The sequence below is a fragment of the Nostoc sp. genome (assembly GCF_036919615.1).
GTDB lineage: Bacteria > Cyanobacteriota > Cyanobacteriia > Cyanobacteriales > Nostocaceae > Nostoc.
Window position 1 is genome coordinate 53,945 of record NZ_JBALCN010000084.1, and the last position, 24,656, is coordinate 78,600.

Here is a 24,656-nt window from a genome sequence, read left to right on the forward strand (position 1 = left end):
TTTGGGTTTTATCACAATATTATTAGGTATTAAAGTCTGAAATGAAATACCAAGTTGTTACACAACATAGCGAAGAAGATTGTGGAGCTGCTTGTCTTGCTTCCATTGCCAAACATTATCGGCGTAACTTTACACTAAATCGCATCCGAGAAGCAGTAGGTACCGGGCAATTAGGAACAACATTGTTGGGATTGAGGCGGGGAGCTGAGACACTTGGTTTCAATGCCCGTTCGGTCAGGGCATCAAAAGAAATATTAGACCGAATGAACCAAGCACCACTGCCAGCAATCATTCACTGGAAAGGCTACCACTGGGTTGTTTTGTATGGTCAGAAAGGCAAGAAATATATAGTTGCTGACCCAGCAGCTAACATCCGTTATGTCTCTAAAAATGAATTAATAGAGGCTTGGCCGGATATGGTGATGCTTTTGCTAGAGCCAGATTCGGTTCGCTTTTATGCTCAACCGGATGAAAAAATAGGGGGTATTGGGCGCTTTCTGCGGCGTGTATTGCCTTATCGAGGCATACTATTCGAGGCTTTTCTGTGCGCCATCGTTATCGGTCTGCTTTCGTTAACTTCTCCAATCCTGCTTCAAATTCTGACAGATGATGTATTGGTTCGGGGTGATACCAAGCTTCTTGGCGCTGTGATTATTGCCGTTGTGGTAATGAATCTTGTGTCAAGTGGTTTGCAACTATTTCAATCTAATCTCATTGCTCATTTTGCCCAACGACTTGAGTTAGGGCTAGTTCTGGAATTTGCCAGGACAATCCTGCGCCTGCCTCTGACTTACTATGAATCACGTCGCAGTGGCGAGATTGTTAGCAGATTGCAAGATATTGAACAAATTAATCAGCTAATTATCCAAGTAGTTGTCGGTCTGCCTAGCCAATTTTTTATTTCAGTGGTTTCTTTAGGTTTCATGCTGTTCTATAGCTGGAAGCTTACCTTAGTGGGCTTCGTTATTGCTATTGTCATGAGTTCATCTACGGTTGTTTTCTTGCCTACACTTCAACAGAAAGTCAGAAGTATACTAGTTTTAGACGCGGAAAACCAAGGTGTTCTCGTTGAAAGCTTTAAAGGCGCACTAACAATTAAAACTACTACCGCCGGTCCGCAATTTTGGGAAGAATTCCAGAATCGATTTGGTCGGTTAGCAAATCAAACATTCCGTACAATTCAGATTGGAATTATTAACAATATCTTTTCTGGGTTAGTTTATGGTATAGGCAGCGTTAGTTTGATTGGTTTCGGCAGCATTTTAGTTATTAATAAAGAACTCAGCATTGGTCAACTCCTGGCATTTAATGGGATGAATGGGAATTTTTTAGGATTCATCGGGACTGTGATCGGATTTATAGATGAATTCATGCGTGCCAAAACTGCCACGGAACGCTTAACAGAAGTTATCGATGCCACACCTGAAACTAAAGGCGATGCTAACAAACCCTTTGCTAAAATTCCTAGCAATGCTGATATTATTTGTACAAATCTAAACTTTCATTACCCCGGTAGGTTAGAGTTATTGGAAGATTTCTCTCTAACTATTCCTGGCGGTAAAGTTGTTGCCCTAATTGGTACATCTGGTTGTGGTAAAAGTTCTTTTGCTAAACTGATAGCCGGATTATATACACCTATTTCTGGCAACATTCGCATTGGGATTTATAATCTGCAAGACCTAGCCCTCGATTGTTTGCGGCAACAAGTTGCTCTCGTTCCTCAAGATGCTCATTTTTGGAGTCGCTCAATTATTGAAAATTTCCGGTTAGGTTCTCCTCACGTCACCTTTGAGCAAATTGTCAACGCTTGCCAAATTGCAGAGGCAGACGATTTTATTAGTAACCTACCTGAAAAATATCAAACTGTATTAGGTGAATTTGGGTCAAATATTTCTGGTGGACAACGCCAAAGACTGGCTTTAGCAAGAGCTATCCTCAACGATCCACCAGTCCTGATTTTAGATGAATCAACTGCTGGACTCGATCCAGTTAGTGAAGCCCAAGTTTTAGATCAACTGTTGTTCCACCGCAAAGGCAAAACCACGATCCTGATTAGCCACCGTCCTAGAGTAATCACCCGTGCTGATTGGATTGTCCTACTAAATCAAGGCAAGTTACAAATTCAGGGGACAGTAGAAGATTTGCGTGCCCAACCAGGAAACCATTTAGACTTTTTAACCCCTTAATTAGCCATAGTTTTAACTAGAGCAATCTTATTTGATTTGTGAAGATTGAAGCCTTAGATCCCCAACTTCTTAGAGAAGTCGGGGATCTTGTTGTTCATGAATGATTTAAATATCGTAAGTGATTTACCAAACTTGATACAGCAGATTGCAACTTCTCTTCTTAGGCTACGCCAAGGTGAGGTACAGATGATCTCAAGGGCACAGCACTGCTCATGCATGTCAACTTAAGGTGAAAGCCTTCCTAGAACAAGCTTTTAGAGATTGTCTAGTGTCTTGTTAAGAGTCTCTGACTGGGAATGCCTAATGTGAGGCTCCGGCTCCGCCTCAAGACTAGCGGCAGAGCCGCAATTGAAGAGCATTTCCAGCCTCTGGCTGGAAACGAGGTATTAAATGGGTTTACGCTTAAGTTGACACCAATGAGCAGTGCTGTTGTGCCCCTACCTGTGTACTTCATTTACCTGAAAAACGCTGTATCAAAGCTAAAGCTAAACAAATTACCATTTGTCCTAAAGTTTTGGCAGATAAACATGCCGTTGTAATTTACATTAAAGACAATAATTTAACTCTTTTCTATTATTTTAAAAAAGATAAATCAAAAACCTTAATTTAGATATATATACGTATATTTACTGATAAATTTCTGCAAAATAGCTGAAAAACCTAATTGTTGCAATAATAAATTCAAATCTATATGTCTTTTTTATTTCCTAGCTATAACTTAGATATCAAAATTTCCTAAAACAGGGCTTAATTGTCAGGAAATTCAGATATTTGTACTGAGGTATTCATAAAAACTTATTTAACAAAATCTTTTCCATATATATGCTTGTGTTAACAAGTATTAAGAAATTCTGATTAAAGAATATTGCAATAACTTGATTTAATTGCTAACGTGTGTATGACAACGATGCTGATGAGCGCTCGGATCTAGGAGAAGTAAAATCTATGAGCTACACGCATTCAGCCAAGTATTTTAGGCTTTGATGAGTTAAAAACGAGAAATTTCTGCCTCGTATAGACAATTATGAGGGATTGCAGATTAACCAAGAAATATCTCGTTGCTAAAGGCTTCGTTTGGGTTTGATTTCAATTGCAATTAATTATTTGTCTTACTTTGTGCCGACAAGCGAGTAGCTCTTGATTGTGTCGGTCAGCAATAACTAAGAGTTTGGTAAGACTTAGATTTTGGAGAATAAAACCAATGGATATTCAAGGCAAAGTAGCCCTAATTACAGGGGCTTCCCGTGGTATTGGACGAGCGATCGCCCTCGAACTAGCGCAACAAGGCATCAAGCGGCTGATATTGGTAGCACGCGATCGCCAAAAGTTAGTCGAGGTAGCTAACGAAATCGAGGCGATGGGTACAGAAACTGCGATCGTGGCATTAGATTTGACGCAGACAATTGAAGTGAATATCGCTGTTGCCCAACTGTGGCGCAATTACGGACAGATTCACCTACTGGTTAATTGTGCGGGAGTCGCATACCAAAGTTCATTTTTGCAATCTAAAATGCCCCAAGTTCAAGAAGAACTCTCTGTGAACTTGTTAGGAATGTACAACCTTACTAGTCTGATAGCTCGACGCATGGCCAGCCAAAGGCAAGGAACAATCGTCAATGTATCGAGTCTGATGGGGAAAGTTGCTGCACCGACGATGGCGACTTACTCAGCTACCAAGTTTGCGATCTTAGGATTTACCCAAGCCTTGCGCCAGGAACTAGCTGAACACAATATTCGAGTGATTGCATTACTACCTTCGCTGACAGACACAGACATGATGCACGACTTAAAATTATTTCGCTGGGTGATCCCCATGACTCCCCAGCAAGTGGCTAAAGCACTCGTCACCGGAATGCAAAATGATTCACCAGAAATTTTAGTTGGATGGCAAAGTCATTTAGCTGTATTGTGTCAACGCCTTGCTCCTTGGTTGCTAGAGCTAATTTTACGAATAGCAACTCCGCCAGCCTCAAGAAGACAACAGCCTCGTGAAAACCTGAGTTTTTTGGCTAAAATTCAGCGTTTTGGCGATTTGTTACTGTTCAGAAAAACTCAATGTCAGGTCAAGTCGCTATAACTATTTATCCCAGCGTTAACACCTTGGATGGTATATCTACCACCAACTGTTGATTTTTGAACGACTGAGAGTTCCTGTCCCACATGGACAGGAATATCAAAATCTTTTCCACCAACTCGTATTTTTCCTAAATAGATATCAAATTCAGATCATTTTTATTTAGGGAATACATTATTTTCTGGAAGTCCCTTAAGTCGTTTAGCTTTACCGTTTTGCAACAAAGTAACGCTCACAGTGCCAAGAAACGCTAATAAGCTGAAAGTCGAAGTAGATTCAGGAACAGACTTGGGATTTTCAATTTTGAGAACTTGTCCAAGTCCACGGCGATCGCCTCGGTTTGTCACATAAATAGCACCATCAGGACCAATAGTCAAAGCAGTAGGAGACTCTAGTCCATTGCCATTAAGAATAGTTGTGCGAGTTCCATCGGCCGCTATTTTAATCACAGAACCATCTAGATTACCTTTCCAGAGTGACTGATTAGCGTACTGCAAAGCATACAAATTACCCTCAGTATCAAAAGTTAAGTCAGTAAGTTGGGTAAAACCATCGCTATAGACTGTTGGTTTACCATCAGAACCAACTCGGTAGATTTTTGCTTTACCTTCAGGAAAAGGAAAACCAGTTAATTGGCTAATATAATAAGCACCATCTGGGCCTTTGGCGACATTTGTCGGTACTGCTTGGATTTGAAATGGCGATGACGATACACCTGTGGGAAAAACTGGATTAGTTAATGTCTGCCGGGGAATTGTGGCGATCGCCTTTAAATTACTCCCATCAGTCCTTACACGGAGTAACTCATTCGCACCCGCATCAACTGCAACAATATTATTTCCATCTAAAAGAAGAGAGAAGGGATTGCTAATTAGATCGCCTTGGTCAGGATTATTTGCAAGTTCATAATTAGCTAAATCAGCAACACTAGTCCAGGAATTTGTCTTAAAATTAGCAGTGATGATTTTTCCTAAATCAGTGTTACCTAATCTGGGGCGAAATGTGGGATTAGAACCATACCCAATCGCAATATAAGGCTTGCCAGTAGCATCAAATTTGATATCATGAGGCCCAGCAGTATCAGTACCATCTGGTAATGCTAAAGAAGGAAGTCCTGTAAGTATACGTTTTTGCATACCATTTGTAATTTTTGTCACTGCACCAGTTGTGCCATAACATAAAGATTGGTTTGCAACGCTCGGTGAAGGAACACAAGCTCCATTTCCGCCTGTTCCTGCCTCTGTGACGTAGAGACTCCCGTCAGGACCAAAAGTTAGACCGCGTGGATTATTAAGACCATCAGCAATTACCGAAAACGATGCCGCCTCTGCTGCTTTCATTCCCGAAAAAGCAGCAACACAAACACTCAAAAATGTAATCCCAAATTGCTTTAGTTTCATTAGACATCTCCAAAAGTTAAATTTGCGTAAAGATAAAGTTTGATATTTTATCTTGATAAATCCTAATATTTGCTGTATGTAGTTTCTGCGGATTTTACAGCATAATAAATCGTGTTGACGCTCAAAATTTAAAAATCCTATTTTTTCTCTCTAAACTATCATCAACTATGCTAAACCCTTATTGCTACGTTGAATGAAGACATATAGTCAACCTTTAAAACCCTTGTACAGACTGAGTTATAAAATTCTGGACAAGTCTATTTGTTGTAAGATTGGCTAATTAGAGAAGTTTGAGAATTTTTTAATTGGTTAAAACTTCTCAAACTTCTCTAAAAGAGGCCAACAGATTCAAACCCAGAGACCCAGATTAAATCTGAATTTCTTAATTTTGAGTTGTATCATACCATTTCCAATAATCTTTGCAACACATGAATCGGCTGTAGGGACGTACAGATAAGTATCTACTCAATGAACTCCAGCGTCTGGAAAAACCTGATCCCACCCTCCAGGGAAAACTCAATTTTCAGCAAGTTGAGGCGATTGACTTACTCAGCTACCAAGTTGGCCATCTTAGAGCTAATTTGTAAACTCAAGTAAAGTACTTGTCTAATAAAGGTTTCAGGAATTTAAGTCAATACAGCACTTATTCGCTGAAACTTAGACATAGCAATGAGTTGAGTACCCTTAAGATTTTCTTTACGAATCAGCTCTTAGGATTTACCCAAGCTTTGTGCCAAGAGCTATAGCATTCCTATCTGATTTCGTTCAAATTCGCGGTGTGCAGATCCCCGACTTTGTAAAAGTTGTCGGGGATCTAACTTTTCACGAATGATTTAGGATTGCTATGGATGAACACAATATCTGAGTGATTGCATTACTGCCTTCCCTGACAGACACATACATGGTGCGCGACTTAAAATTATTTCGCTGGGTGATCCCCATGACTCCCCAGCAAGTGGCTAAAGCACTCGTCACTGCAATGCAAAATGATTCAGTAGAAATTTTAGTCGGATGGCATCATTTAGCCATATGGTGTCAACGCCTTGCTCCTTGGTTGCTAGAGCTAATTTTACGAATAGCAACTCCGCCAGTACCAAGAAAACAACAGCCGAGTCAAAAACTAGTTTTTTAATAAGAATCCATCGTTTTAGTGATTTGTTCTTGTCAATAACATGATTTTTTGCGTGTCTGCGTGTAGTTTCTAAATTTTTTGAGGCTTCTTCGATCAATTGCTTTTATCTTAATGCACCTTGAATCGTTGATGGTGCGTTGCACTGCGCGACAACGCACCAAGGATTTAAATTTCTTAATATTAGCACCGACTTACTTACACTGAACCGTATTGTGTTAGAAACTTGTGCCAATAGGGAACTCTATTATTAGAGATCAATTGTTTGATTTATTTTTTTGTTTGGAATACTCATAAGAGGTAGTTGTTAATGATTAGTATAATTACACCAGTTTTTAACGGGGAGAGATTTATAGAATCTTGCCTTCAAGTTGTTATTGACCAAAACTGTTTAGAAGTGGAGCATATCATTGTAGATGGAGGTTCAAGTGACAAAACAGTAGACATTGTTAAGGATAAAGCCAATCAATATGCCCACATCCGCTGGATTAGTGAAAAGGATCGAGGACAATCTGATGCTATGAATAAAGGAATTGCTATGGCACAAGGACAGATTATTGGTGTTTTAAATGTAGATGATTTTTATGAAATAAATATTCTTAATCGCATCTGTGAAATTTTCAAAACTTTACCAGAGCCTAGCTTTATTGTTGGCAACTGTAATATTTTGAATCAGAAAGATAAATTAATTTCTATTAATAAACCTAACCGATTACGCACGATTGATTTACTCTTAGAAAGACGAGTTAATGATGATGGAATTATCGATGCTTCTTTTCCAGTAAATCCCTCTGCTTACTTCTATCATAAATCATTGCATCAGCAAATCGGACTCTATAAACTAGAAGAGCATTATGCAATGGATGTAGATTTCCTCTTGAAAGCGGTTTGTTCATCTCATGTTAAGTATTTCAATGAGACTTGGGGTAACTATAGATATTATCCAGGAACAAAAACATTTGATGATTCTGCAAGAGAAACCAGCACAGCGCGAATTAAATACTTATTTAATGATTATATTAAAACACTATCCTTGATGGAGCAATGGCAAATTTGGTTAGTTCAGAACATGAATTTTATTTTATTAAAAATCTTTTATTTTTATAAACATCCAGAACGATTGCCTGAATCGATTAGGCAGAGATTAACTAAATATAATCGAACCTAATAAAAAGGATTACAATAAAATTCAAAACTAGAATTTGTGACTACTTGCCCCTACCTGAAAATCTTTCTTTTCGGCTATTGTTTGCGTAAGTCCTGATTGTGTTAAATTTACTATTAAAAAGTCAGGAATCAATTCTACACATTGCTGCCGATAACTTGCCACAGACGCCCAGCTACTCTTGGCAACTTGTCTCTTCAGACATGGATAATCAGCATCCTAATCAACGCCAGCAGCATGGACTAAGTATATTTTGCCAAAAGGGCCAAATCATGCTGTTGTGAAATTTATGACTAAAATCTGACATATTAGCAGATGGTAAACAAACTTCATCAATCAGTAGAACATAAAGATGCGAATATCTGGGTAGACTGCACCGATAATTACTATAGCAATCCGATTTGATCAAATAGGATTGCTATAGACTTGCCTGAGTTCGCAGTTACTGAAAATCACCAAATTAAAAATGTTATGGCTCAAGGTATTTATTGTATTTATACTGAGTCAGGTGCTATTAGATACTCATGCAAGTTTTATAGATATAACTTATTTCGGAGCAATCAGAAATGCTTTCCTTCCCCACGACTCTTACTCCTTTGCCCGAAATCATTGATGGCTTGCCGAATATTTCTGGTTGGGAAACAGAGGTTATCTCTGTAGTTAACCATAATAAACCAGTATTTTTGCCAACAACAAATATCCACTTAGAGGATGTGAATGCTGTGTTTGCGATCGCCTTGCACATGCACCAGCCAACTATACCCGCTGGAAATGATGGTACACTCATCAGCAATCTGCAATATATGTTTGAACATCCTTATGAGGGGGATAACCACAATGCAGATCCTTTTGCTTATTGTTACAGCCGTATGGGAGACTTGATCCCCGAACTTGTAAATCAAGGTTGCAATCCGCGTGTGATGTTGGATTACTCTGGTAATCTTTTGTGGGGACTGCGGCAAATGGGACGCAGTGATGTTCTCGATAATCTCAAACGCATCACTTGCGATCGCACCTATCAACCTTATGTAGAGTGGCTGGGTACAATGTGGAGCCATGCAGTTATTCCTTCCACACCCATACCAGATATTAAATTGCATATCATCGCATGGCAACATCACTTTGCGGCAATTTTTGGCTGGGAAGCACTAGCGCGAGTCAAAGGATTTTCACCCCCAGAAATGCATCTACCAAATCACCCTGATGCTCTGTTTGAATTTGTGAAAGCGTTGAAAGAATGTGGATATCGCTGGCTACTCGTTCAAGAACATTCTGTAGAAACAATTAACGGTCAATCTCTTACTCATAAACATTTACCACATCGTCTGATTGCCCGCAATTCCCAAGGCGAAACAATTAGCATTACAGCCTTAATTAAAACACAAGGTTCGGATACTAAATTAGTCGCGCAAATGCAACCTTATTATGAAGCAAAAACTTTATCTAAACAACAAATTGGTAGTGTTTTTGTCCCACCAATAGTTAGCCAAATTGGCGATGGTGAAAATGGTGGTGTGATGATGAATGAATTTCCTAGCGCTTTTAAACAAGCTTGGTGGGATATGGTCAATAACGGTGGAGGAAAATCAGGTGTTGTTGGGATGTGTGGTACAGAATATTTAGAATTAATAGAAGCTGCTGGATGCAAACCTGAAGACTATCCAACTTGCCAGCCAGTGGGACAACATCAGATATGGGAGCGAGTTTCACTGGATAATTGTCAACCGGAAGCTGTAGAGAATGCGATTCAAGAATTAAAGCAAATAAACTCTAATTTTCACATGGATGGAGCCTCGTGGACAAATCATATTAGTTGGGTGAAAGGATATGAAAATGTGTTGTCTCCCATGTATCAACTAAGTAGTTTATTTCATCAAAAGATTGATCCATTACTGCAAACTGACTCAGCAGAACCTGTTACCAGACAATTTCACTACCGTAACGTTCTCCTACATAACCTTTTGCTGCAAACCAGTTGTTTTCGTTATTGGGGACAAGGTGCTTGGACTGACTATGCCCGGGAAATTTACCAACGTGGCGAAAGCTTGCTAAAAACGATATTTTAATAATAAAGAACCTAGGTGAGGGAATGAAACAGCCCTACTTTTTTAAGAGTGGGGCTGGGGGTATATTGTAGGGGAAAATATCATTAAATAAAGTATATTGTTTTCTAAATAGGCAATATAAATGAAAAATCTTTATGAAACTTTAGAAATGATGAGACCAAGACCACAAATGTTTTTAGGACAGCGTTCCTTAACTGCATTAAGTGGCTTTATTGGTGGCTATTTTTTTGCTATGGAGGAAAATGGGATCTTAATTGAAGAAGAGAATCCTCCCTTTAGCCAGTTCCACGACTGGGTAGCTCGATATTATAAATGGTACGAATCAACAGCAGGATGGAAAAATATTATTCTCCGAGAAGTTGGAGACGAAGCAAAGGCATGTGATGTATTCTTTGAACTCCTTGAATTATTCAAGCAAAGGTTTCCTGTACTCAAGTATCGTGTTTTCTTAAATCCAAACCATAAATCTACTGGAGCTATATATCGACGTATATGTATAGATGGGATATACAAAGACTTAGATCCACCTAAAGAAATTAGGATTGTGCAATATACAACAGATTCTGGCTTTTACCGTTTCGATGTATCACAAGCGGGAGAAATTTCAGAAATTGGCTATTTTGAGACAGAAAAGTTAGCTATGGAAGAAGTTAATAGAGAGTTTGAAGTTTCTTTAGATGAGTGGGAAAACTTAAATACTATCTAGACATCTTAAATTTATAAAAGAATAACTTCAACACGATTTCATGCTGATTTTACCTCGTTACCAGTCTCCGACTGGGAATGCTCGTCGTTGGGGCTGCCGCCTATTGGTGAATCTGAATTCTGTTTCGATAAAAAGTCAGGTGAATTGAGATTTAGTTCAAGTAAGTGGGAAATCTAAGTGTAGGTTGCTGGGTGTTGAGATCCCAATTGGATAATCTACCTGGTCTTTAAACTTACAATGGGGTAGTTGTGTTTCAAGTTGTTGTTGGTCACAGTGACGATCCTGATTCTCAAAATGCGATCGCTGAAGTTCTTCAAGAATGTAGCCGTTCTTTAGCAGGGTCAATTCCTCAGGCTGGACTTTTATTCACTGCTATAGACTTTGACCATGCGTTAATTTCGCAACGCATTCAAGATGCTTTCCCCGGAATTGAGTTGATTGGTGGAACTACAAATGGAGAAATCTCCTCAATTCTGGAGTTTCAGCAAGATTCTCTAACCTTAATGCTGTTTGCTACCGATGAAGTGGAAATTCAGGCAGGTATTGGACGAGGAGCATCTAAAAATCCAGCCCTTGCAGCCCAACAAGCGATCGCACAAGCAAAGGCAAAGAGTGCATCCTTACCGCAATTATGCCTCACCTTTCCCGATAGTCTAACCAGCAATGGGGTCTTGATTTTAGAGGGTTTAAAACAAAGTCTGGGAGAGCATGTTCCCATCATTGGAGGAATGGCTGCCGATGACTATACCTTTAATAAGACCTACCAATTCTTCCAGGGTGAAGTGTTGAGTGATTCAGTGCCAGTGCTGCTGTTCTCTGGACAACTATTATTTTCCCACGGAGTTGCCAGTGGTTGGACTCCTATCAGTCAACGTAGCCGTGTAACTAAAGTTAATGGCAATGTAGTCTATGAAATTGATGGACAGCGTGCCTTAGATTTCTACCAGCACTATCTCGGTGAAGAACGATTTGCGGCCAACTTTGCGATTCATGCCTTGGCGGTTTTTGAAGATCAAGACCATTTTTATATGCGGGCACCCAATGGTTACGATCAACAATCTGGTAGTATGACATTCTTCTCTGATATTCCTGAACAGGCAGTTGTGCAAATCACCGATGCTAGTCGTGACAATATTCTGTCAGCTTCTAAGGTATCCCTGAAGAATGCTCTTGCCGATTATCCCGGTGTCGAGCCAACAGCAGCGTTACTTATTTCCTGTGCAGCCCGTCGGCGAATTCTGGGAACTCTGACTAGACTTGAGTATCAGCTAGTCAAAACTCATTTACCACAGGCATTGCCTTGCTGTGGTTTCTACGCTTATGGTGAAATTGCTCCTTTGGTAAGCAAAGGTCAAACGCAATATCATAACAAAACATTTGTCACACTGCTAATGGGAACAAAATGAGTGGTGTATGGATAACCAAGACGATTCCATGCAGATCCAAGAGTTGGAAAAGACAAACCGTATCTTGCGAAAAAAGCTGGAACGCTGCGAAGCTGAACGCCGCCAGCTAGAAACTGACATTGGTACAAAGGAATTTTTACTAAAGAAAGTCATTTGTGAGTTAGAAGACTCTCGAACAGACTTGCAGTACAGAGGCCAAGAGTTAGAAGCTACGTTAGCTAGTTTGCATAAAATGCAAGCTCAAATGATTCAAAGCGAAAAGATGTCTGCTCTGGGTCAAATGGTGGCAGGCATTGCTCACGAAATCAACAATCCCGTTAGCTTTATTTACGGAAATCTCAGCCATATCAGGCAATACATCCATGACTTACTACAACTGGTCGAGCTTTATCACCATCATTTCCCTAACCCACCTACTGAAATTCAAACCGAACGCAAAACCGTCGATTTAGAGTTTCTAGAAAAAGACGCGATTATGGTATTGAACTCAATGAATATTGGGACGGAGCGTATCCGGGATATTGTGCTGTCACTACGTAACTTCTCGCGCCTAGATGAAAGTGAGTTTAAAGCGGTGGATATTCATGAAGGCATCGACAATACTTTGATGATTTTGCAGCACCGCTTCAAAGCCACTAACAAAAGCCCAGCAATTCAGATCATCAAAAACTACGGCAATTTATCCAATGTAGAATGCTGCGCCGGACAGATCAACCAGGTATTTATGAATATTCTAGTAAATGCGCTCGATGCGCTTGAAGAATTCAATACCAAACGGACTTATCAAGAAATCCGGGATAATCCCAGTCACATCACGATTCATACCTCTATCGTTGATTTGCAATGGGTAAAAATTGCGATCACTGACAATGGCTCTGGGATTCCCGAATCGATTCAAAAAGAGATTTTCAATCCCTTCTTTACAACAAAACCTGTCGGGAAGGGAACAGGAATGGGAATGGCTATCAGTTATCAAATCATCACCGAAAAACATGGTGGCAAGTTAGAATTTTTTTCGACATTTGGAAAAGGAACGCAGTTTGTAGTTCAAATTCCTATGAAGCAGCAAGTTTAGGAAGTAATCTAACGCAACGTTATGATGGGTATTCAAACTCCACCTAACCGAAAATAAATTATTCGTTTCAAGTCAAAGACTAAGAGCAAAATTTTATGAATCTCAAATAAGCCTTTGGGAATGGAGTTTTCTCAAACTAAAGGCAATAAAATTTCAAATTTTGTACCTATACCAATCTGTGAATGGAAATTTAATTTTCCACCATGTCTCACGGTGATAATTCGATAACTTACTGCTAAACTAGTATTCTTACTATTCTTTGTTTCCAGAGAAAAAGACTCCATAATTTGCTGTTGCAATTCTTGAGATATTCCAGAACTATTGTCAGCAATGCGAATTAAGATCCAGCGAGAATCTGGTGCATCTGGGTTGCTTGCTTCCTGGGAAATAACTTCTGTGGTAATCTCAATTCGGGGTTTTTGAACAGTCTTTGTATCATCTAGATGCAACTGCTGTCGGACTGCTTCATTGAGTAAAGTATCTACAACTTCGCTGAAAATATTCATCAAAACCTGATTTAATTGCCCCATAAAGCAATATACTGGAGGTAATTGACCGTAGTATTTTACGATTTCAATTTCTCCTTGAAGACGGCTATTAATTAACAAAATAATACTATCTATGCAGGCATGTAAATCTGCTGGTTTGGGATAAAGTTCATCGATATGACAGAAGTTTTGTAAGCTGGTGACGAGTTTTTTTAATCTTTCCGCTCCAGTGCGGATACTAGCAAGCGATCGCGACAAATCTTGTTCTAAAAAATCAAATTCAATCTCTTCTTTAAGAAGATTAATTGCCTGGGAAACTGATGGTAATTCTTTTTCATAAGCTGCTATCAGCTTGAGTAAATCTTGGCTGTAGTTTGAAACATAAGTTGTATTACCCCAAATAAAACCTACTGGGTCTAAAATTTCGTGCGCTATGCCGTCTACCAAACGTCCCAGATTTGCCATTTTATCATTTTGAATCATTTGGGCTTGGCTGCGTTCATACCGCACCAGATTGTCGATTCCCCGAATTTGCCAAGAAATAATATTCAATTCTTGTACATCTAACAATCTATAAGCACCAGATTCTGTATGTACTACAATTGGTTCTGCTAAGAATTCTGGCGATCGCTTTAAGCTAAGTTGCATCGCAGTTAAAATCGATGTTGTATCAGCAAGCAGCAACATCGGTATCCGCGCATAGCTGTAGAGAACAGCTAATGGTTGCTGAACAAATAACTCTTGTCCAAAGGGACGAATCAAAAATTCCAGCAGTCGTCGCCGCGAAATCATCCCAATAAAGTTTCCCTGTTCTACTAAAATTACTCCTGGTAACAAGGGATATTTTTCCAAAAAATTAGCCACTTCCATACCAGTGCGGTTGATTTCCACTGGGAAGTTGTACATTGGTAGTTCTTGGAGGGTTGACTCTACATCAAGATCGCGATCGCTACCAACAGACAAAAATGGCGGTGAGATTTGGTAACTGAATTCTTCTGGCACTAGACACCCTGATTATTACAAAGACAGGTAAACAATAAGTTAATATTTTACATTCTGCCACCCTCTAAATTCGGTTTCAGTTTAGGTATCTACTAAAACTTGCCTTTCAAGGTGAAAATCGTTTTTATATCTTGGACTAGGGCGTGTTTTTAAACTCAAAAAGTAGGTTGGGTAAAGCGTAGCGCAACCCAACAAAGCAACGCAACGCAACTGTTGGGTTTCGTTCCTCAAACGCCACTTGCTACCCTACAGGAACGCTAAGAGCGAACAAGTCGGGAAACCGCAAGGGCGCAGTGGTTCCCCAACATACATAGGACTTACGCAAACAACCTCTCAAACTCTTATTTTTCTGTGTCGCGCCAGTTGCTTCTCCTATCGGAGACGCTGCGCGAACAAGTCTCTTAACCCGCCCAACGCACTGGCTTCTCTGCGTCCCTTGCGCGTTTGATAGAGGGCGTCACGAGCATCATTAGGAATTACGTAGCTTGCTTCTCGCCGGAGGCGAGTATTACCAGTTAAAAAGGGCTGGTGTAAAAGAGTCATCTGTGGCTTAATTTGTTTAGACACAAATTTTACTGCTACCAGGGTAATCAGATGACAAATAGACCTCCTTCCGAACCAGAGTCATCCCAAAGAACTGCCCTTGGCTTTGATGAATTTATAGCCATTCTCGTTGCCTTCACCACCATCGGAGCGATTCTTTTTTGGTCATTGTCCCGCAGGGATTCTAGCTGGAACTTAAACGGGCTACTGTCACCTTCCTCCACTCCGTCTCCTACTGTTCAACCAAATCAAGTATTGCCCTCCCCTACTCCCAAGGTAGAACCAAATGCAGTCCCTAGATTCAACGTTTTGCCGTCATCTCCACCTGAGGCTGTTGTTGAACCAAAGATACCTTCATTCCCGACTAACAGCGCAACTCCTTACCGCACAGTTTTACCATCTGCTCAGGTAATCCCAACTCAATCCCCACAATCACAGATACCTGTATCCTCTTCAGCAGGACTTGAGTCATCAATTAGATCATCAGCATTGCCTTTAGTAACTCCGGCAAAACAAAAATCAATTATTCCACCGCCAATTGCATTTAACGATGTGCCCAATAACTTCTGGGGTCGGCGTTTTATAGATGTTCTTTCTTCCCGTGGTATTCTCAAGGGGTTTCCTGATTATTCTTTTAGACCAAATCAGCCTGTAAACCGCGCCGAATTTGCTACTATACTGCAAAAAGCCTTTGACCAAGAACCCTCTAAGACTGCGATCGCATTTCAAGATGTACCAGTAAAATTCTGGGCAACTCCAGCAATTGACCAAGCCATCAGTGCCGGATTTCTCAAAGGCTACCCTAAAAAAACCTTCAAACCACAACAAAATATTTCGCGAGTGCAAGTTTTAGTTGCCCTTGTTAGTGGGTTGAATTTGAAAGCATCCACTTCCCCAAATCAGATTTTAAGCGTCTATAAAGATGCTAAAAATATTCCAACCTATGCTAGCAGTAAAATAGCCACTGCTACAGCCAATGGTTTGGTAGTTAACTATCCAAATCCCCAAATTCTTGCTCCCAACAAAGTAGCTAGTCGGGCTGAAGTGGCGGCGATGATTCATCAAGCTTTAGTAAAACGGGGCAAGTTAGAGAGAATCCCATTTCAAAACATTGTGCTTAGGCGTAGCCTGCCGCAGGCACCGCATAGCGTCTCTCCAGAACTTTCGCGCACTCCAAACCAGAACCTAAAAGGTAACTTGTCCGCAGGAGGCTCGTCTCAGTGAGCTTGGTAGGGAAAGTGTTCAACAAACAGGCAGAGGATCTGAGGAGAAAAATTCTTTATTGCTCCCCTGCTTCTTAGTCAAACCCTGTGGGGGAATTCAAAATTCGTCTTGGAAAGTTCTCTACCTTTCTTCTGACAGAGACGTGCAACGGACGGGATGGCGCAGCCAGCCAGACGCTCTCTACCAAATGCTACGCGTAGCTTGCTTCGACCTAAGAGGACGCAGACTCGTTAGCGCAGTCCAAGGTAGAGAAAAGGCTACGTGATCGCCAAAAGCCTGCTTTCAGACTTTCCGCAAAATTATAAATTCAAAAAAAATTCTTAATTTTGAGAAAAGTCTGATCTAAGGCTTCCTTAGATCAGAACAGGGCGTGATTTTGAATTAAAGCATTCGCCTAGCACATCACGGCGTAAATAAACATACCATACCCTCCGGGAAGCCGCTCTGCATCTACAAAATGGCGCAAAAGCCTAGAATGCAACTCTTTTGACTTTTGGCTTTCGCGCAGCGGTACTAGCGTCTTTGCGAGAGAAGCGATAGTCAGATATTAAGCTTCTGGAATTTCTTTACCGACCACTTGTGATTTAAGAGTGGTGATTTCACTAGTTAACTCTTTCCTGGTTGAGGCTTTGAGTAAATAGCGGTAAACAAACCAAGCAGAGTAACCAATACCAATCAACTCAAAAGTAGGTGCTACTAAGGGGATATCATTCAAAGCATCTAATATTGCCAACAGTACTTTAACCCCAACAATTGATCCCACAATTAAACCAACACTCACCAGGGGTTGCTTATATTGATTAAAGAAGCTTCCCAGATATTCTGGCAATGTTGCTAAAAAGCTAGAAATTTGCTCACCGTATTTTAGCCATTCATCTTGAGACTGTGCAGAAGGCTGGAGTTTGGTGATGGTTCCCGTTTGGCTGTTGATCTCTGCGACTGTAGTCTCTTTAGATGCGGTTTCCGTAAATTCTTGTTCTGGCATTTTCAGTCCTATAAATTTGACAGTTGAGTTTTTCTAATCTGGATAATTACAACCAAAAGGCTGTTGATTAGGTAATGCACAAGTGCATCAGTACAATTGGTGAAGGGCACAAAAGGGTTTTGTGTCCTATAACCATAATTGCCCTGTAATATCTACCGCATCAACTACAAGGTAGAAAGTCAGTAGGAGGATAAAACTCAGAAGGTAGCAGGATGTATTATAATCAACCTTCTGAGTTCTTTTTTTTTAATCAACTGGAATCCTTAGGTTGTGATTATCCCATTCCGTGTCATTTGCTTATGATCGTACTAAATCTAAGTACAAATCATCCAAAAATTAGTCCACCTCTCATTTATATAAGCCTAAAAGCCGATTTTATCTGATATTAAAGCTATCTTAAGCCGCCTTCGGCAATTAATGCATTCGTATTGATATTAATACGTAATAAAAGTTTTTCTGTATTCACATAGACTAGACTTTAGAACTATTTTATGATATATGTGCCTGGGGAGCAGGGAAGCAGGGGAGCAAGGGAAAAATAACAATGCCCAATACTTAGACGCCGCTCAATACAAGTGCCCAACGAATGTCAGAGCTTTTATTTTTTTCCTGATTGTATTAATTTTATAAGGAAGCAGTAAGGTAGAGTAGTGGCATACTTGATGGCAAGAACTCATTGCTGTTATCAAGTATATATTGAGGAAAGTAGTGTGGTAACGATAAGACGGTCTCAGGCGGGTCTTTAGTGCAGGAAATTATTCGTTGCTGCTGAAAAAAGTGAATTATGTTCGCTAGCAGTAAGTGTATTTAGCAACATTGCGATCAAAACTACTCATAACTATAAGGTTATGCTAATTATCTAGTAAGCAATGATTTGCTCTTGCTATAAAATAAGATAATGTAGATGTTAATCACCAATTGAAGTGGTTGCACAAGCTAGACTGATTTAGTGATTTTTGTGGGAAGGCAAGGAGGTTTGAGAAATGCCTTCCTCAAAAGCCAACCCTTATCGACAACAGTTCAGAAAGCAAAAAAGTGTCAGCCGAAGAGCCATCGACAGACGAACTCCCGACCATAGAATTTCCGTCACGAGGGAAACTCAAAGCCAGTTCTTGGCGCATCCATCAAAAAATTGGCTACGGGTACTTTGTAGCTATCGGAATTGGCTTTTTTGGCTCACTGACTGGGTTAGTGATCGCCAACTACTACCGGGGAAGGGAAATTAGGCAATTTAATCAAGTCTATGAACAAGGACAACTACTGAGTAATTATAAAGATGCAGTAGTCGGGGCGCAATTGCATAGCTCTAACCTAGTTGCTGTATTGGAAAATTCACAACAACTGCAAAGCAAAAAAGCTGATTTTTTGAAGAATGTTGAAAAAGCCAAGCAACTAGAGTTAGAAATTGCCGGATTTATCGATAGTAAACCTAAAAGACTAGCTGCAACAAGTTCGACTTTACAGACGTTATTGCTGGATTACAAGACTAATTTAAAAGCTTATGTTGACCAAATCGAGGTCGTCTTAAAGAAAATTGACTCCCAACAAGTGCAGCAAAAGCAAATTTCTTCAGCCCGATCGCAGTTATTGACAATTATGCGTGGTGAAACAGCCATGCGGCTAGACCAGCTTTCTCAAAGCTTAACTAACATTCTGCAAACTGCTGAAAATCAAGAGCAAGAAAGGCAAAAAGCTGTTAAGCAGGCAAAAGTAGTTGAGCGATTGATCGTAATCATCAGTATGCTGGTTTCAGTGGCGATCGCAGCCATTGTAGCGTGGCGTACCAGTCGGGCGATCGCGGAACCAGTCATCACTGTCACCCAAGTAGCTGAACAAGTTGCAAGAAAATCTAATTTCGATTTGCGAGCTCCCGTCACCACTGAAGATGAGATTGGCCTACTCGCCAAATCTCTAAATCGTCTGATTGAGCGAGTATCAGAGCGAACAAAAGAACTACAACAAGCTAAAGAATTAGCCGAAGCTGCTAGCAAGGCAAAAAGCGAATTTTTGGCAAATGTCAGCCACGAATTACGCACACCATTAAATGCTGTGATTGGCTTGAGCCAACTTCTAAAAGACGACGCCACCGATCTTGGTTTATCGGGAGATTTTATCACAGATTTAGAAACAATTAACTCTGCTGGTAAGCATTTACTGCACTTGATTAACGAAATCCTCGATTTGTCAAAAATTGAAGCGGGGAAAATGACCCTCTATCCAGAGACATTCGAGATTGCGACGCTGATTCATAACGTCGTCCTCACAGTCAAACCAGCTATAGAAAAAAATGCCAATGTTTTAGAAGTGGATTTTGATCAGCAACTTGGCATAATGTACGCCGATCAGACCAGGATGCGACAGGTGTTGTTAAACTTACTCAGCAACGCCAGTAAATTCACTACAAACGGCAAGGTGACGCTGACAGTCAAGAGAGAAAAGGATGAATTTCGACTAGAGGCTCCTTTGGGCAGCATTACTTTCACCGTTACCGACACAGGTATAGGTATGTCTCACCATCAACAACAGCAGTTATTTCAACCTTTTACACAAGGAGATACCTCGACTACGAAAAAGTATGGAGGTACCGGACTGGGGTTGGCAATTAGCCGCCACTTTTGCCAGATGATGGGTGGTGAGATTATTGTCAAAAGTCAGCCAGGAGTCGGCTCTACTTTCACCATTCGTCTGCCAATGACTGTGCAGGATTGAAGGAGGCAGGAGACCAATACTGCTCGGTTAAGAAATTTATCTGTCGAGGTAAGCTGTTCTTGAGCTGGCGTTGCAGGGGAGGAAAAAATACTTATCCGAGTAGTATTGGGCAGGAGGTAGGGCACAGGGCTTAAGTTTTCAGACAAGGAATTAATATAACTGTTCTCATTTGGATGCAATGTAGGGGCACACAGCTGTGTGCCCCTACGAAGAACCTGTATTTTGTGCAACTGAGAAATGCTATTGATCTGGGCTGATACTGTCTTCAATGCAAGAATTTTGAATTGTTTAAGCGTTGATAATCCTCTGCCAGATTAGGTAATGATATTTACCCTCCCTGTATCCAAGTCATAACGACCCCCGACAATTTTTAATTTGCCTGATTCCACTTGCTTAGTTAAAAGCTGCGATCGCTTCAACCGTTGAAGTTGATATTGTACATTTGCAACCACAGCATTTTCAACCGCGTCACCCGATTGATCCTTGACCTTTTCCACTGCTGGTTTAATTGCCTTCACAAAAGTACCAATATCACCGAGTAACGATTGGTTTTGTACAGCAGCCGTTACTGCCCCACAACGCTCATGACCCATCACCATCAGCAGTGGAGAACCTAACAACACAACCGCATATTCAATACTGCCGATCGCTTCAGACGTGGCAATATTTCCGGCAATCCGAACATCAAAAATGTCCCCAATGCCCTGATCGAAAACAATTTCTGCGGGGACTCGTGAATCCGCACAACTGAGAATAGTTGCAAATGGATGTTGAGCTTGAGCAACTTCCTGCAACCGCAGCGCAGATTGATCGGGGTATTGGGGTTGATGCTGAACAAACCGCTGATTTCCCTCCATCAGCTTTTGCAATGCGGCATCAGGATTGATGGATTCAGGGGAGGTTGAGGGTATTTCGGCAGCTTGAGCCTGTTCCACCCGCCAGAGGAAATCGCTGGCAGTTAGCATCATCCCAAATGTCCCGGTGATTCCTAACTTCAAAAAGTCACGACGTTCCATGAAATGCTTCATTGAATTTATAACTCTCCTAAATCGACGCGACACATCTAACAGAGCGAATCTCCATCACATCGGAAACGTAGCAAGTACCTCCGAACTTATTCAGGAGTGGTCTGATATTTTCGACAACATCCTTGAGTTGTTCTGGCATACAAAACGCGAGGATGTAAACATTATCAAGCATGGTCATGTCTAAATCTTCTGTGGTTCCTCGTAATCCTTTACCAGCAACATCTCTAATGACGGCATGGTTATGTACACCCGACTTGTTTAAACTATCTAAAATTTTGCCCAGCTCAAAGGAGTTGGCGATAATTTCTATCTTTTTAACTACGTGCATATTATTACCTCCAAAATAGGTTGATTCCGTAGAGATATAACGGAATTCCCACAATAATATTGAACGGGAATGTGACTGCTAGAGCCGTAGAAACATACAGGCTGGGATTTGCTTCTGGAACAGTCATCCGCATCGCCGCCGGCACAGCAATGTAAGAAGCACTGGCACACAATACAGCGAATAACAGCGAATTTCCCTGAGGCATATTGATGAATTTGGCAATCACTAACCCAATGCCAGCATTGAGTATTGGAATTAGTATCGCAAATAAAATTAGGAAAACTCCGGTTTTTTGCAAGTCTTTAATTCTTCTAGCAGCGACTAGTCCCATATCCAGTAAAAAGAAGGTAAGAATACCATAAAATAACCCTTGAGTAAAGGGTTCTAATACCTGCCAACCGTGTTGTCCTGTCAAGACGCCGATCAAGAGGCTACCGACTAGGAGAAAAACTGAACTATTAAGAAATGCTTCTTGCAAAACTTCCGACCAAGCAAACTCTCGCTTCTCATCGGCGGTGAATATACTCACCAAGATCAAACCAACAATGATCGCTGGAGATTCCATCAGGGCAAGAGCTGCTACCATGTAGCCATCATACTGAATCCCAAGCTCATTCAGAAAAGCGCCAGCAGTAATGAAAGTGACGGCACTGATAGAACCGTAGGTTGCAGCGATCGCCGCAGCATCGTAAGTATCTAGTTTCCACTTTAGAATAAAAAAGGTGTAAATTGGAACAAAACAAGCCATCAGCATTGCTGCCAAGAGTGTTAGAACTACTTCCTGAGTGAGGCCGCTTTTGATTAGTTCTACCCCTCCTTTAAAACCAATGGCAAACAGCAAATACAACGAAAGCAGTTTGGGCACTGGTGGGGGAATTTCTAGATCAGACTTGACAAATACAGCAGTCATGCCTAAAAAGAAAAACAGGATTGGCGGATTCAAAAAGTTGGATACAATTAAGCTAAAATCCATATCCACCCCTGTTTATACTGGTAAAACCTGCAATTAAAGAAATTTTTCATCTTTAAAAATTTAACGGTTCAATCATGATGTATCGTATATTGCTACCCAATGTCAATTGGGTACTCAATGAGTGAATAGTCCTATTGGTGACTACACTCTCAGTTAGGTATTACAGTATTTTTCCAGCAAATAAACCACGGGCTAGGGAACATTGCCGTATCCCTACGAAAATTTGTAGTTCAATTAACTGAAAATAGCTGTAAGCTCTGTTGACAGGAGAACAAGTCAGAGCTTGCCCAGTATTTTTATGATGTTTTATTCCCCGTCGCTGATTTTACGACAGAACGCGCAGGAATAATTGGTCGCTAACTTATCTACGTAAAAAAGTTAACGTATTGTAGGGACAATTCATAAATTGCTACGACACAAACGTTGTTAAAATCCTAGTATTTTTTGATTTACAACAGTTTGGTAAACCCCACTCGCTGAAAATGACGGTCAGATGTACAGCCTTAGCCCGTTATCTCTTCCTTTTTCTGTGAGCTGTTGATGGTTTAGGTAACAGATTAAACTTCATCAGTATTACTCAATTTCCAAAGTGCGATCGCCAAGGTATGAGCGCTCTGTGCCATCCCTTGCAAGACTATCCGTATTTCCAGGTGCAAGATATGAGAATAATCATTTCTTTCCCTTTTACTTCATCAGTACTAATTACTTATGTTGATCGCCCTGTGACACTTTATGGTGCGGAATGTGGGTTGTAAATTCTGTCAGTAAAAGTTTCTTACTATTAAAATAAACAAGCAACCCACTCAGTACAAAAAGTTAATTCAGCCGCTGATTAACGTTATGAAAGCAATTGTTTTAGAATCTCCTGGTGATCCGACAGCCCTTAAATTACAAGAGATTACAAAACCATCTCCTCAGCCTGGATGGGTGCTAATCAAGGTCAAAGCCTTTGGTCTAAACCGTTCTGAGATGTTCACACGTCAAGGGTATTCTCCCAGCGTTCAACTTCCCCGAATTTTGGGGATTGAGTGCGTTGGTGTTGTCGAAGCTGCCCCTAACACCCCATTTCAGCCTGGTCAGAAGGTAGCAGCGATTATGGGAGGCATGGGACGAGTGTTTGATGGCAGCTATGCCGAATACACCTGTGTCCCGCAAGCCTGCGTATTTCCGATTAAGAGCAAGCTCGACTGGTCAGTCTTAGGAGCGATTCCAGAAATGTTTCAGACGGCTTATGGTTCTCTGATGTCCGGTTTAGGCGTGCAGGCAGGGCAGACACTATTAATTCGGGGGGGTACCTCGTCAGTTGGTATGGCCGCAACACACCTTGCCAAAGAACTGGGGCTAACCGTTGTGGCGACCACTCGCAATTCTTCTAAAGTAGAAGCTTTGCAAGCAAATGGGGTTGATCGGGTTGTAATAGATACAGGAGCGATCGCAACCTCTATCCGTCAGAATTTTCCCAAGGGCGTTGATTGCGTTTTGGAACTGGTAGGAACCTCTACCCTGCTGGATTCCCTGCAATGTGTTGCCCCTGGTGGCATTCTCTGCATGACCGGTATTTTGGGTAACGCCTGGACATTAAACGACTTTTCGCCAATGGATCATATTCCTCATACGGTAAGATTGACTGTTTATACCGGAGGTACTGAAGATTTATCTATTAAACACTTGCAACGATTTATTGATGGTGTAGAAGTGGGGCAAAACCGGGTCAATATAGACCGTGTTTTTCATCTGGACGAGATTGTTGAAGCCCACCAATATATGGAGTCTAATCAAACAACAGGAAAATTAGTGGTATTAGTAAATGAGTCGAATGGCACTAAGAAAAGCCGAAACACTTGAAGTTTAAGCAATTTGCAATTACTTGCTCCCATTCGTGCCGGGATTTTGCCATCAATGGGTACGCTTTTACACGGCCGCTTTGGCATTCCATACAGATAATGGTCATGCGGGTGTCCCAAGTCGCCAATATCTGTATCAATTACACAGACAGTTTTTAATCAACTGCCTCAGTTTATCCCAATCTGAGTCTTCTGGGGTTGCTGGCTAAAGTGTGTGGTTTTCTTTGACAAACACAGATTATAACTTACTGCCCCTCATGCCCTTCAATTGGTTCTTTAGGATGAACCACACCGTTTTGGAATGTGCCTTTGAGTGACAGCATAG

General features: G+C 40.9%; 17 protein-coding genes and 1 pseudogene. 11 read left to right on the top strand and 7 right to left on the bottom strand.

Features of this window, described 5'->3' with window-relative positions; genetic code table 11:
- Positions 1–41 precede the first annotated feature (41 nt).
- Positions 42–2,186, top strand: coding sequence for a peptidase domain-containing ABC transporter (locus V7K48_RS23590; protein WP_335075893.1), 2,145 nt, complete (start codon positions 42–44; stop codon positions 2,184–2,186).
- Between the two features lie 1,201 nt (positions 2,187–3,387).
- Positions 3,388–4,263 carry an SDR family NAD(P)-dependent oxidoreductase gene (locus tag V7K48_RS23595; RefSeq protein ID WP_335075895.1) on the top strand — a complete coding sequence of 292 codons (876 nt, stop codon included), beginning with the start codon at positions 3,388–3,390 and terminating at the stop codon, positions 4,261–4,263.
- Between the two features lie 155 nt (positions 4,264–4,418).
- On the opposite strand, the gene V7K48_RS23600 is transcribed toward V7K48_RS23595, so the two are convergent.
- Positions 4,419–5,660, bottom strand: a complete 1,242-nt coding sequence (locus tag V7K48_RS23600; RefSeq protein WP_335075897.1) for a ScyD/ScyE family protein — start codon at positions 5,658–5,660, stop codon at positions 4,419–4,421.
- Between the two features lie 865 nt (positions 5,661–6,525).
- Here V7K48_RS23600 and V7K48_RS23605 point away from each other — a divergent pair.
- The 6 genes and pseudogenes from V7K48_RS23605 to V7K48_RS23630 form a co-directional block, all read left to right on the top strand.
- A pseudogene (locus tag V7K48_RS23605) lies at positions 6,526–6,836 on the top strand (SDR family NAD(P)-dependent oxidoreductase); the annotation flags it as partial.
- Between the two features lie 263 nt (positions 6,837–7,099).
- Positions 7,100–7,957, top strand: coding sequence for a glycosyltransferase family 2 protein (locus V7K48_RS23610; RefSeq protein WP_335075899.1), 858 nt, complete (start codon positions 7,100–7,102; stop codon positions 7,955–7,957).
- A gap of 563 nt (positions 7,958–8,520) precedes the next feature.
- On the top strand, positions 8,521–10,020 hold the full coding sequence (locus tag V7K48_RS23615) for a glycosyl hydrolase family 57 (RefSeq protein WP_335075901.1): 1,500 nt from the start codon (positions 8,521–8,523) through the stop codon (positions 10,018–10,020).
- A 121-nt stretch (positions 10,021–10,141) separates the two neighbouring features.
- Positions 10,142–10,726 carry a hypothetical protein gene (locus tag V7K48_RS23620; protein ID WP_335075903.1) on the top strand — a complete coding sequence of 195 codons (585 nt, stop codon included), beginning with the start codon at positions 10,142–10,144 and terminating at the stop codon, positions 10,724–10,726.
- A 248-nt stretch (positions 10,727–10,974) separates the two neighbouring features.
- Positions 10,975–12,132 (top strand): FIST signal transduction protein, encoded by a 1,158-nt coding sequence (locus tag V7K48_RS23625; RefSeq protein WP_335075905.1) that lies wholly within the window; start codon positions 10,975–10,977, stop codon positions 12,130–12,132.
- A gap of 7 nt (positions 12,133–12,139) precedes the next feature.
- On the top strand, positions 12,140–13,207 hold the full coding sequence (locus V7K48_RS23630) for a sensor histidine kinase (RefSeq protein ID WP_335075907.1): 1,068 nt from the start codon (positions 12,140–12,142) through the stop codon (positions 13,205–13,207).
- Positions 13,208–13,338: 131 nt separating this feature from the next.
- Here the strand turns inward: V7K48_RS23630 and V7K48_RS23635 are convergent, their stop codons facing one another.
- Together V7K48_RS23635 and V7K48_RS23640 are read right to left on the bottom strand one after the other, a co-directional pair.
- Positions 13,339–14,697 (bottom strand): sensor histidine kinase, encoded by a 1,359-nt coding sequence (locus V7K48_RS23635; protein WP_335075909.1) that lies wholly within the window; start codon positions 14,695–14,697, stop codon positions 13,339–13,341.
- A 372-nt stretch (positions 14,698–15,069) separates the two neighbouring features.
- Positions 15,070–15,264 carry a hypothetical protein gene (locus tag V7K48_RS23640; RefSeq protein ID WP_335075911.1) on the bottom strand — a complete coding sequence of 65 codons (195 nt, stop codon included), beginning with the start codon at positions 15,262–15,264 and terminating at the stop codon, positions 15,070–15,072.
- Between the two features lie 27 nt (positions 15,265–15,291).
- On the opposite strand from V7K48_RS23640, the gene V7K48_RS23645 reads away from it, so the two are divergent.
- Positions 15,292–16,464, top strand: a complete 1,173-nt coding sequence (locus V7K48_RS23645; protein ID WP_335075913.1) for an S-layer homology domain-containing protein — start codon at positions 15,292–15,294, stop codon at positions 16,462–16,464.
- Between the two features lie 547 nt (positions 16,465–17,011).
- Here the strand turns inward: V7K48_RS23645 and V7K48_RS23650 are convergent.
- The gene (locus tag V7K48_RS23650) at positions 17,012–17,449 is read right to left on the bottom strand and encodes a CAAD domain-containing protein (protein ID WP_334977956.1); all 438 of its coding nucleotides are present in this window, start codon (positions 17,447–17,449) and stop codon (positions 17,012–17,014) included.
- A gap of 1,035 nt (positions 17,450–18,484) precedes the next feature.
- Between V7K48_RS23650 and V7K48_RS23655 the strand changes: the two genes are divergently transcribed.
- A complete protein-coding gene (locus V7K48_RS23655) occupies positions 18,485–20,158 on the top strand; it encodes a sensor histidine kinase (RefSeq protein WP_335075916.1) in 1,674 nt (557 codons plus the stop codon).
- A 314-nt stretch (positions 20,159–20,472) separates the two neighbouring features.
- On the opposite strand, the gene V7K48_RS23660 is transcribed toward V7K48_RS23655, so the two are convergent.
- From V7K48_RS23660 to V7K48_RS23670, 3 genes are read right to left on the bottom strand one after another with little or no spacing between them, the layout of a single operon-like run.
- Positions 20,473–21,174 (bottom strand): carbonic anhydrase, encoded by a 702-nt coding sequence (locus V7K48_RS23660; protein ID WP_335075993.1) that lies wholly within the window; start codon positions 21,172–21,174, stop codon positions 20,473–20,475.
- Between the two features lie 28 nt (positions 21,175–21,202).
- On the bottom strand, positions 21,203–21,514 hold the full coding sequence (locus V7K48_RS23665; protein WP_335075918.1) for a P-II family nitrogen regulator: 312 nt from the start codon (positions 21,512–21,514) through the stop codon (positions 21,203–21,205).
- A 4-nt stretch (positions 21,515–21,518) separates the two neighbouring features.
- A complete protein-coding gene (locus V7K48_RS23670) occupies positions 21,519–22,487 on the bottom strand; it encodes a sodium-dependent bicarbonate transport family permease (protein ID WP_335075920.1) in 969 nt (322 codons plus the stop codon).
- Positions 22,488–23,327: 840 nt separating this feature from the next.
- On the opposite strand from V7K48_RS23670, the gene V7K48_RS23675 reads away from it, so the two are divergent.
- Positions 23,328–24,332 carry a zinc-binding alcohol dehydrogenase family protein gene (locus tag V7K48_RS23675; RefSeq protein ID WP_335075922.1) on the top strand — a complete coding sequence of 335 codons (1,005 nt, stop codon included), beginning with the start codon at positions 23,328–23,330 and terminating at the stop codon, positions 24,330–24,332.
- Positions 24,333–24,656: the final 324 nt, after the last annotated feature.

Bases quoted from the DNA above. Each gene is read 5' to 3' on its own strand.
- V7K48_RS23670 (WP_335075920.1), bottom strand. From the start codon at position 22,487: ATGGATTTTAGCTTAATTGTATCCAACTTTTTGAATCCGCCAATCCTG.
- V7K48_RS23620 (WP_335075903.1), top strand. From the start codon at position 10,142: ATGAAAAATCTTTATGAAACTTTAGAAATGATGAGACCAAGACCACAA.
- V7K48_RS23615 (WP_335075901.1), top strand. From the start codon at position 8,521: ATGCTTTCCTTCCCCACGACTCTTACTCCTTTGCCCGAAATCATTGAT.
- V7K48_RS23595 (WP_335075895.1), top strand. From the start codon at position 3,388: ATGGATATTCAAGGCAAAGTAGCCCTAATTACAGGGGCTTCCCGTGGT.
- V7K48_RS23665 (WP_335075918.1), bottom strand. From the start codon at position 21,514: ATGCACGTAGTTAAAAAGATAGAAATTATCGCCAACTCCTTTGAGCTG.
- V7K48_RS23600 (WP_335075897.1), bottom strand. From the start codon at position 5,660: ATGAAACTAAAGCAATTTGGGATTACATTTTTGAGTGTTTGTGTTGCT.
- V7K48_RS23650 (WP_334977956.1), bottom strand. From the start codon at position 17,449: ATGCCAGAACAAGAATTTACGGAAACCGCATCTAAAGAGACTACAGTC.
- V7K48_RS23660 (WP_335075993.1), bottom strand. From the start codon at position 21,174: ATGGAACGTCGTGACTTTTTGAAGTTAGGAATCACCGGGACATTTGGG.
- V7K48_RS23675 (WP_335075922.1), top strand. From the start codon at position 23,328: ATGAAAGCAATTGTTTTAGAATCTCCTGGTGATCCGACAGCCCTTAAA.
- V7K48_RS23630 (WP_335075907.1), top strand. From the start codon at position 12,140: ATGGATAACCAAGACGATTCCATGCAGATCCAAGAGTTGGAAAAGACA.
- V7K48_RS23645 (WP_335075913.1), top strand. From the start codon at position 15,292: ATGACAAATAGACCTCCTTCCGAACCAGAGTCATCCCAAAGAACTGCC.
- V7K48_RS23590 (WP_335075893.1), top strand. From the start codon at position 42: ATGAAATACCAAGTTGTTACACAACATAGCGAAGAAGATTGTGGAGCT.
- V7K48_RS23610 (WP_335075899.1), top strand. From the start codon at position 7,100: ATGATTAGTATAATTACACCAGTTTTTAACGGGGAGAGATTTATAGAA.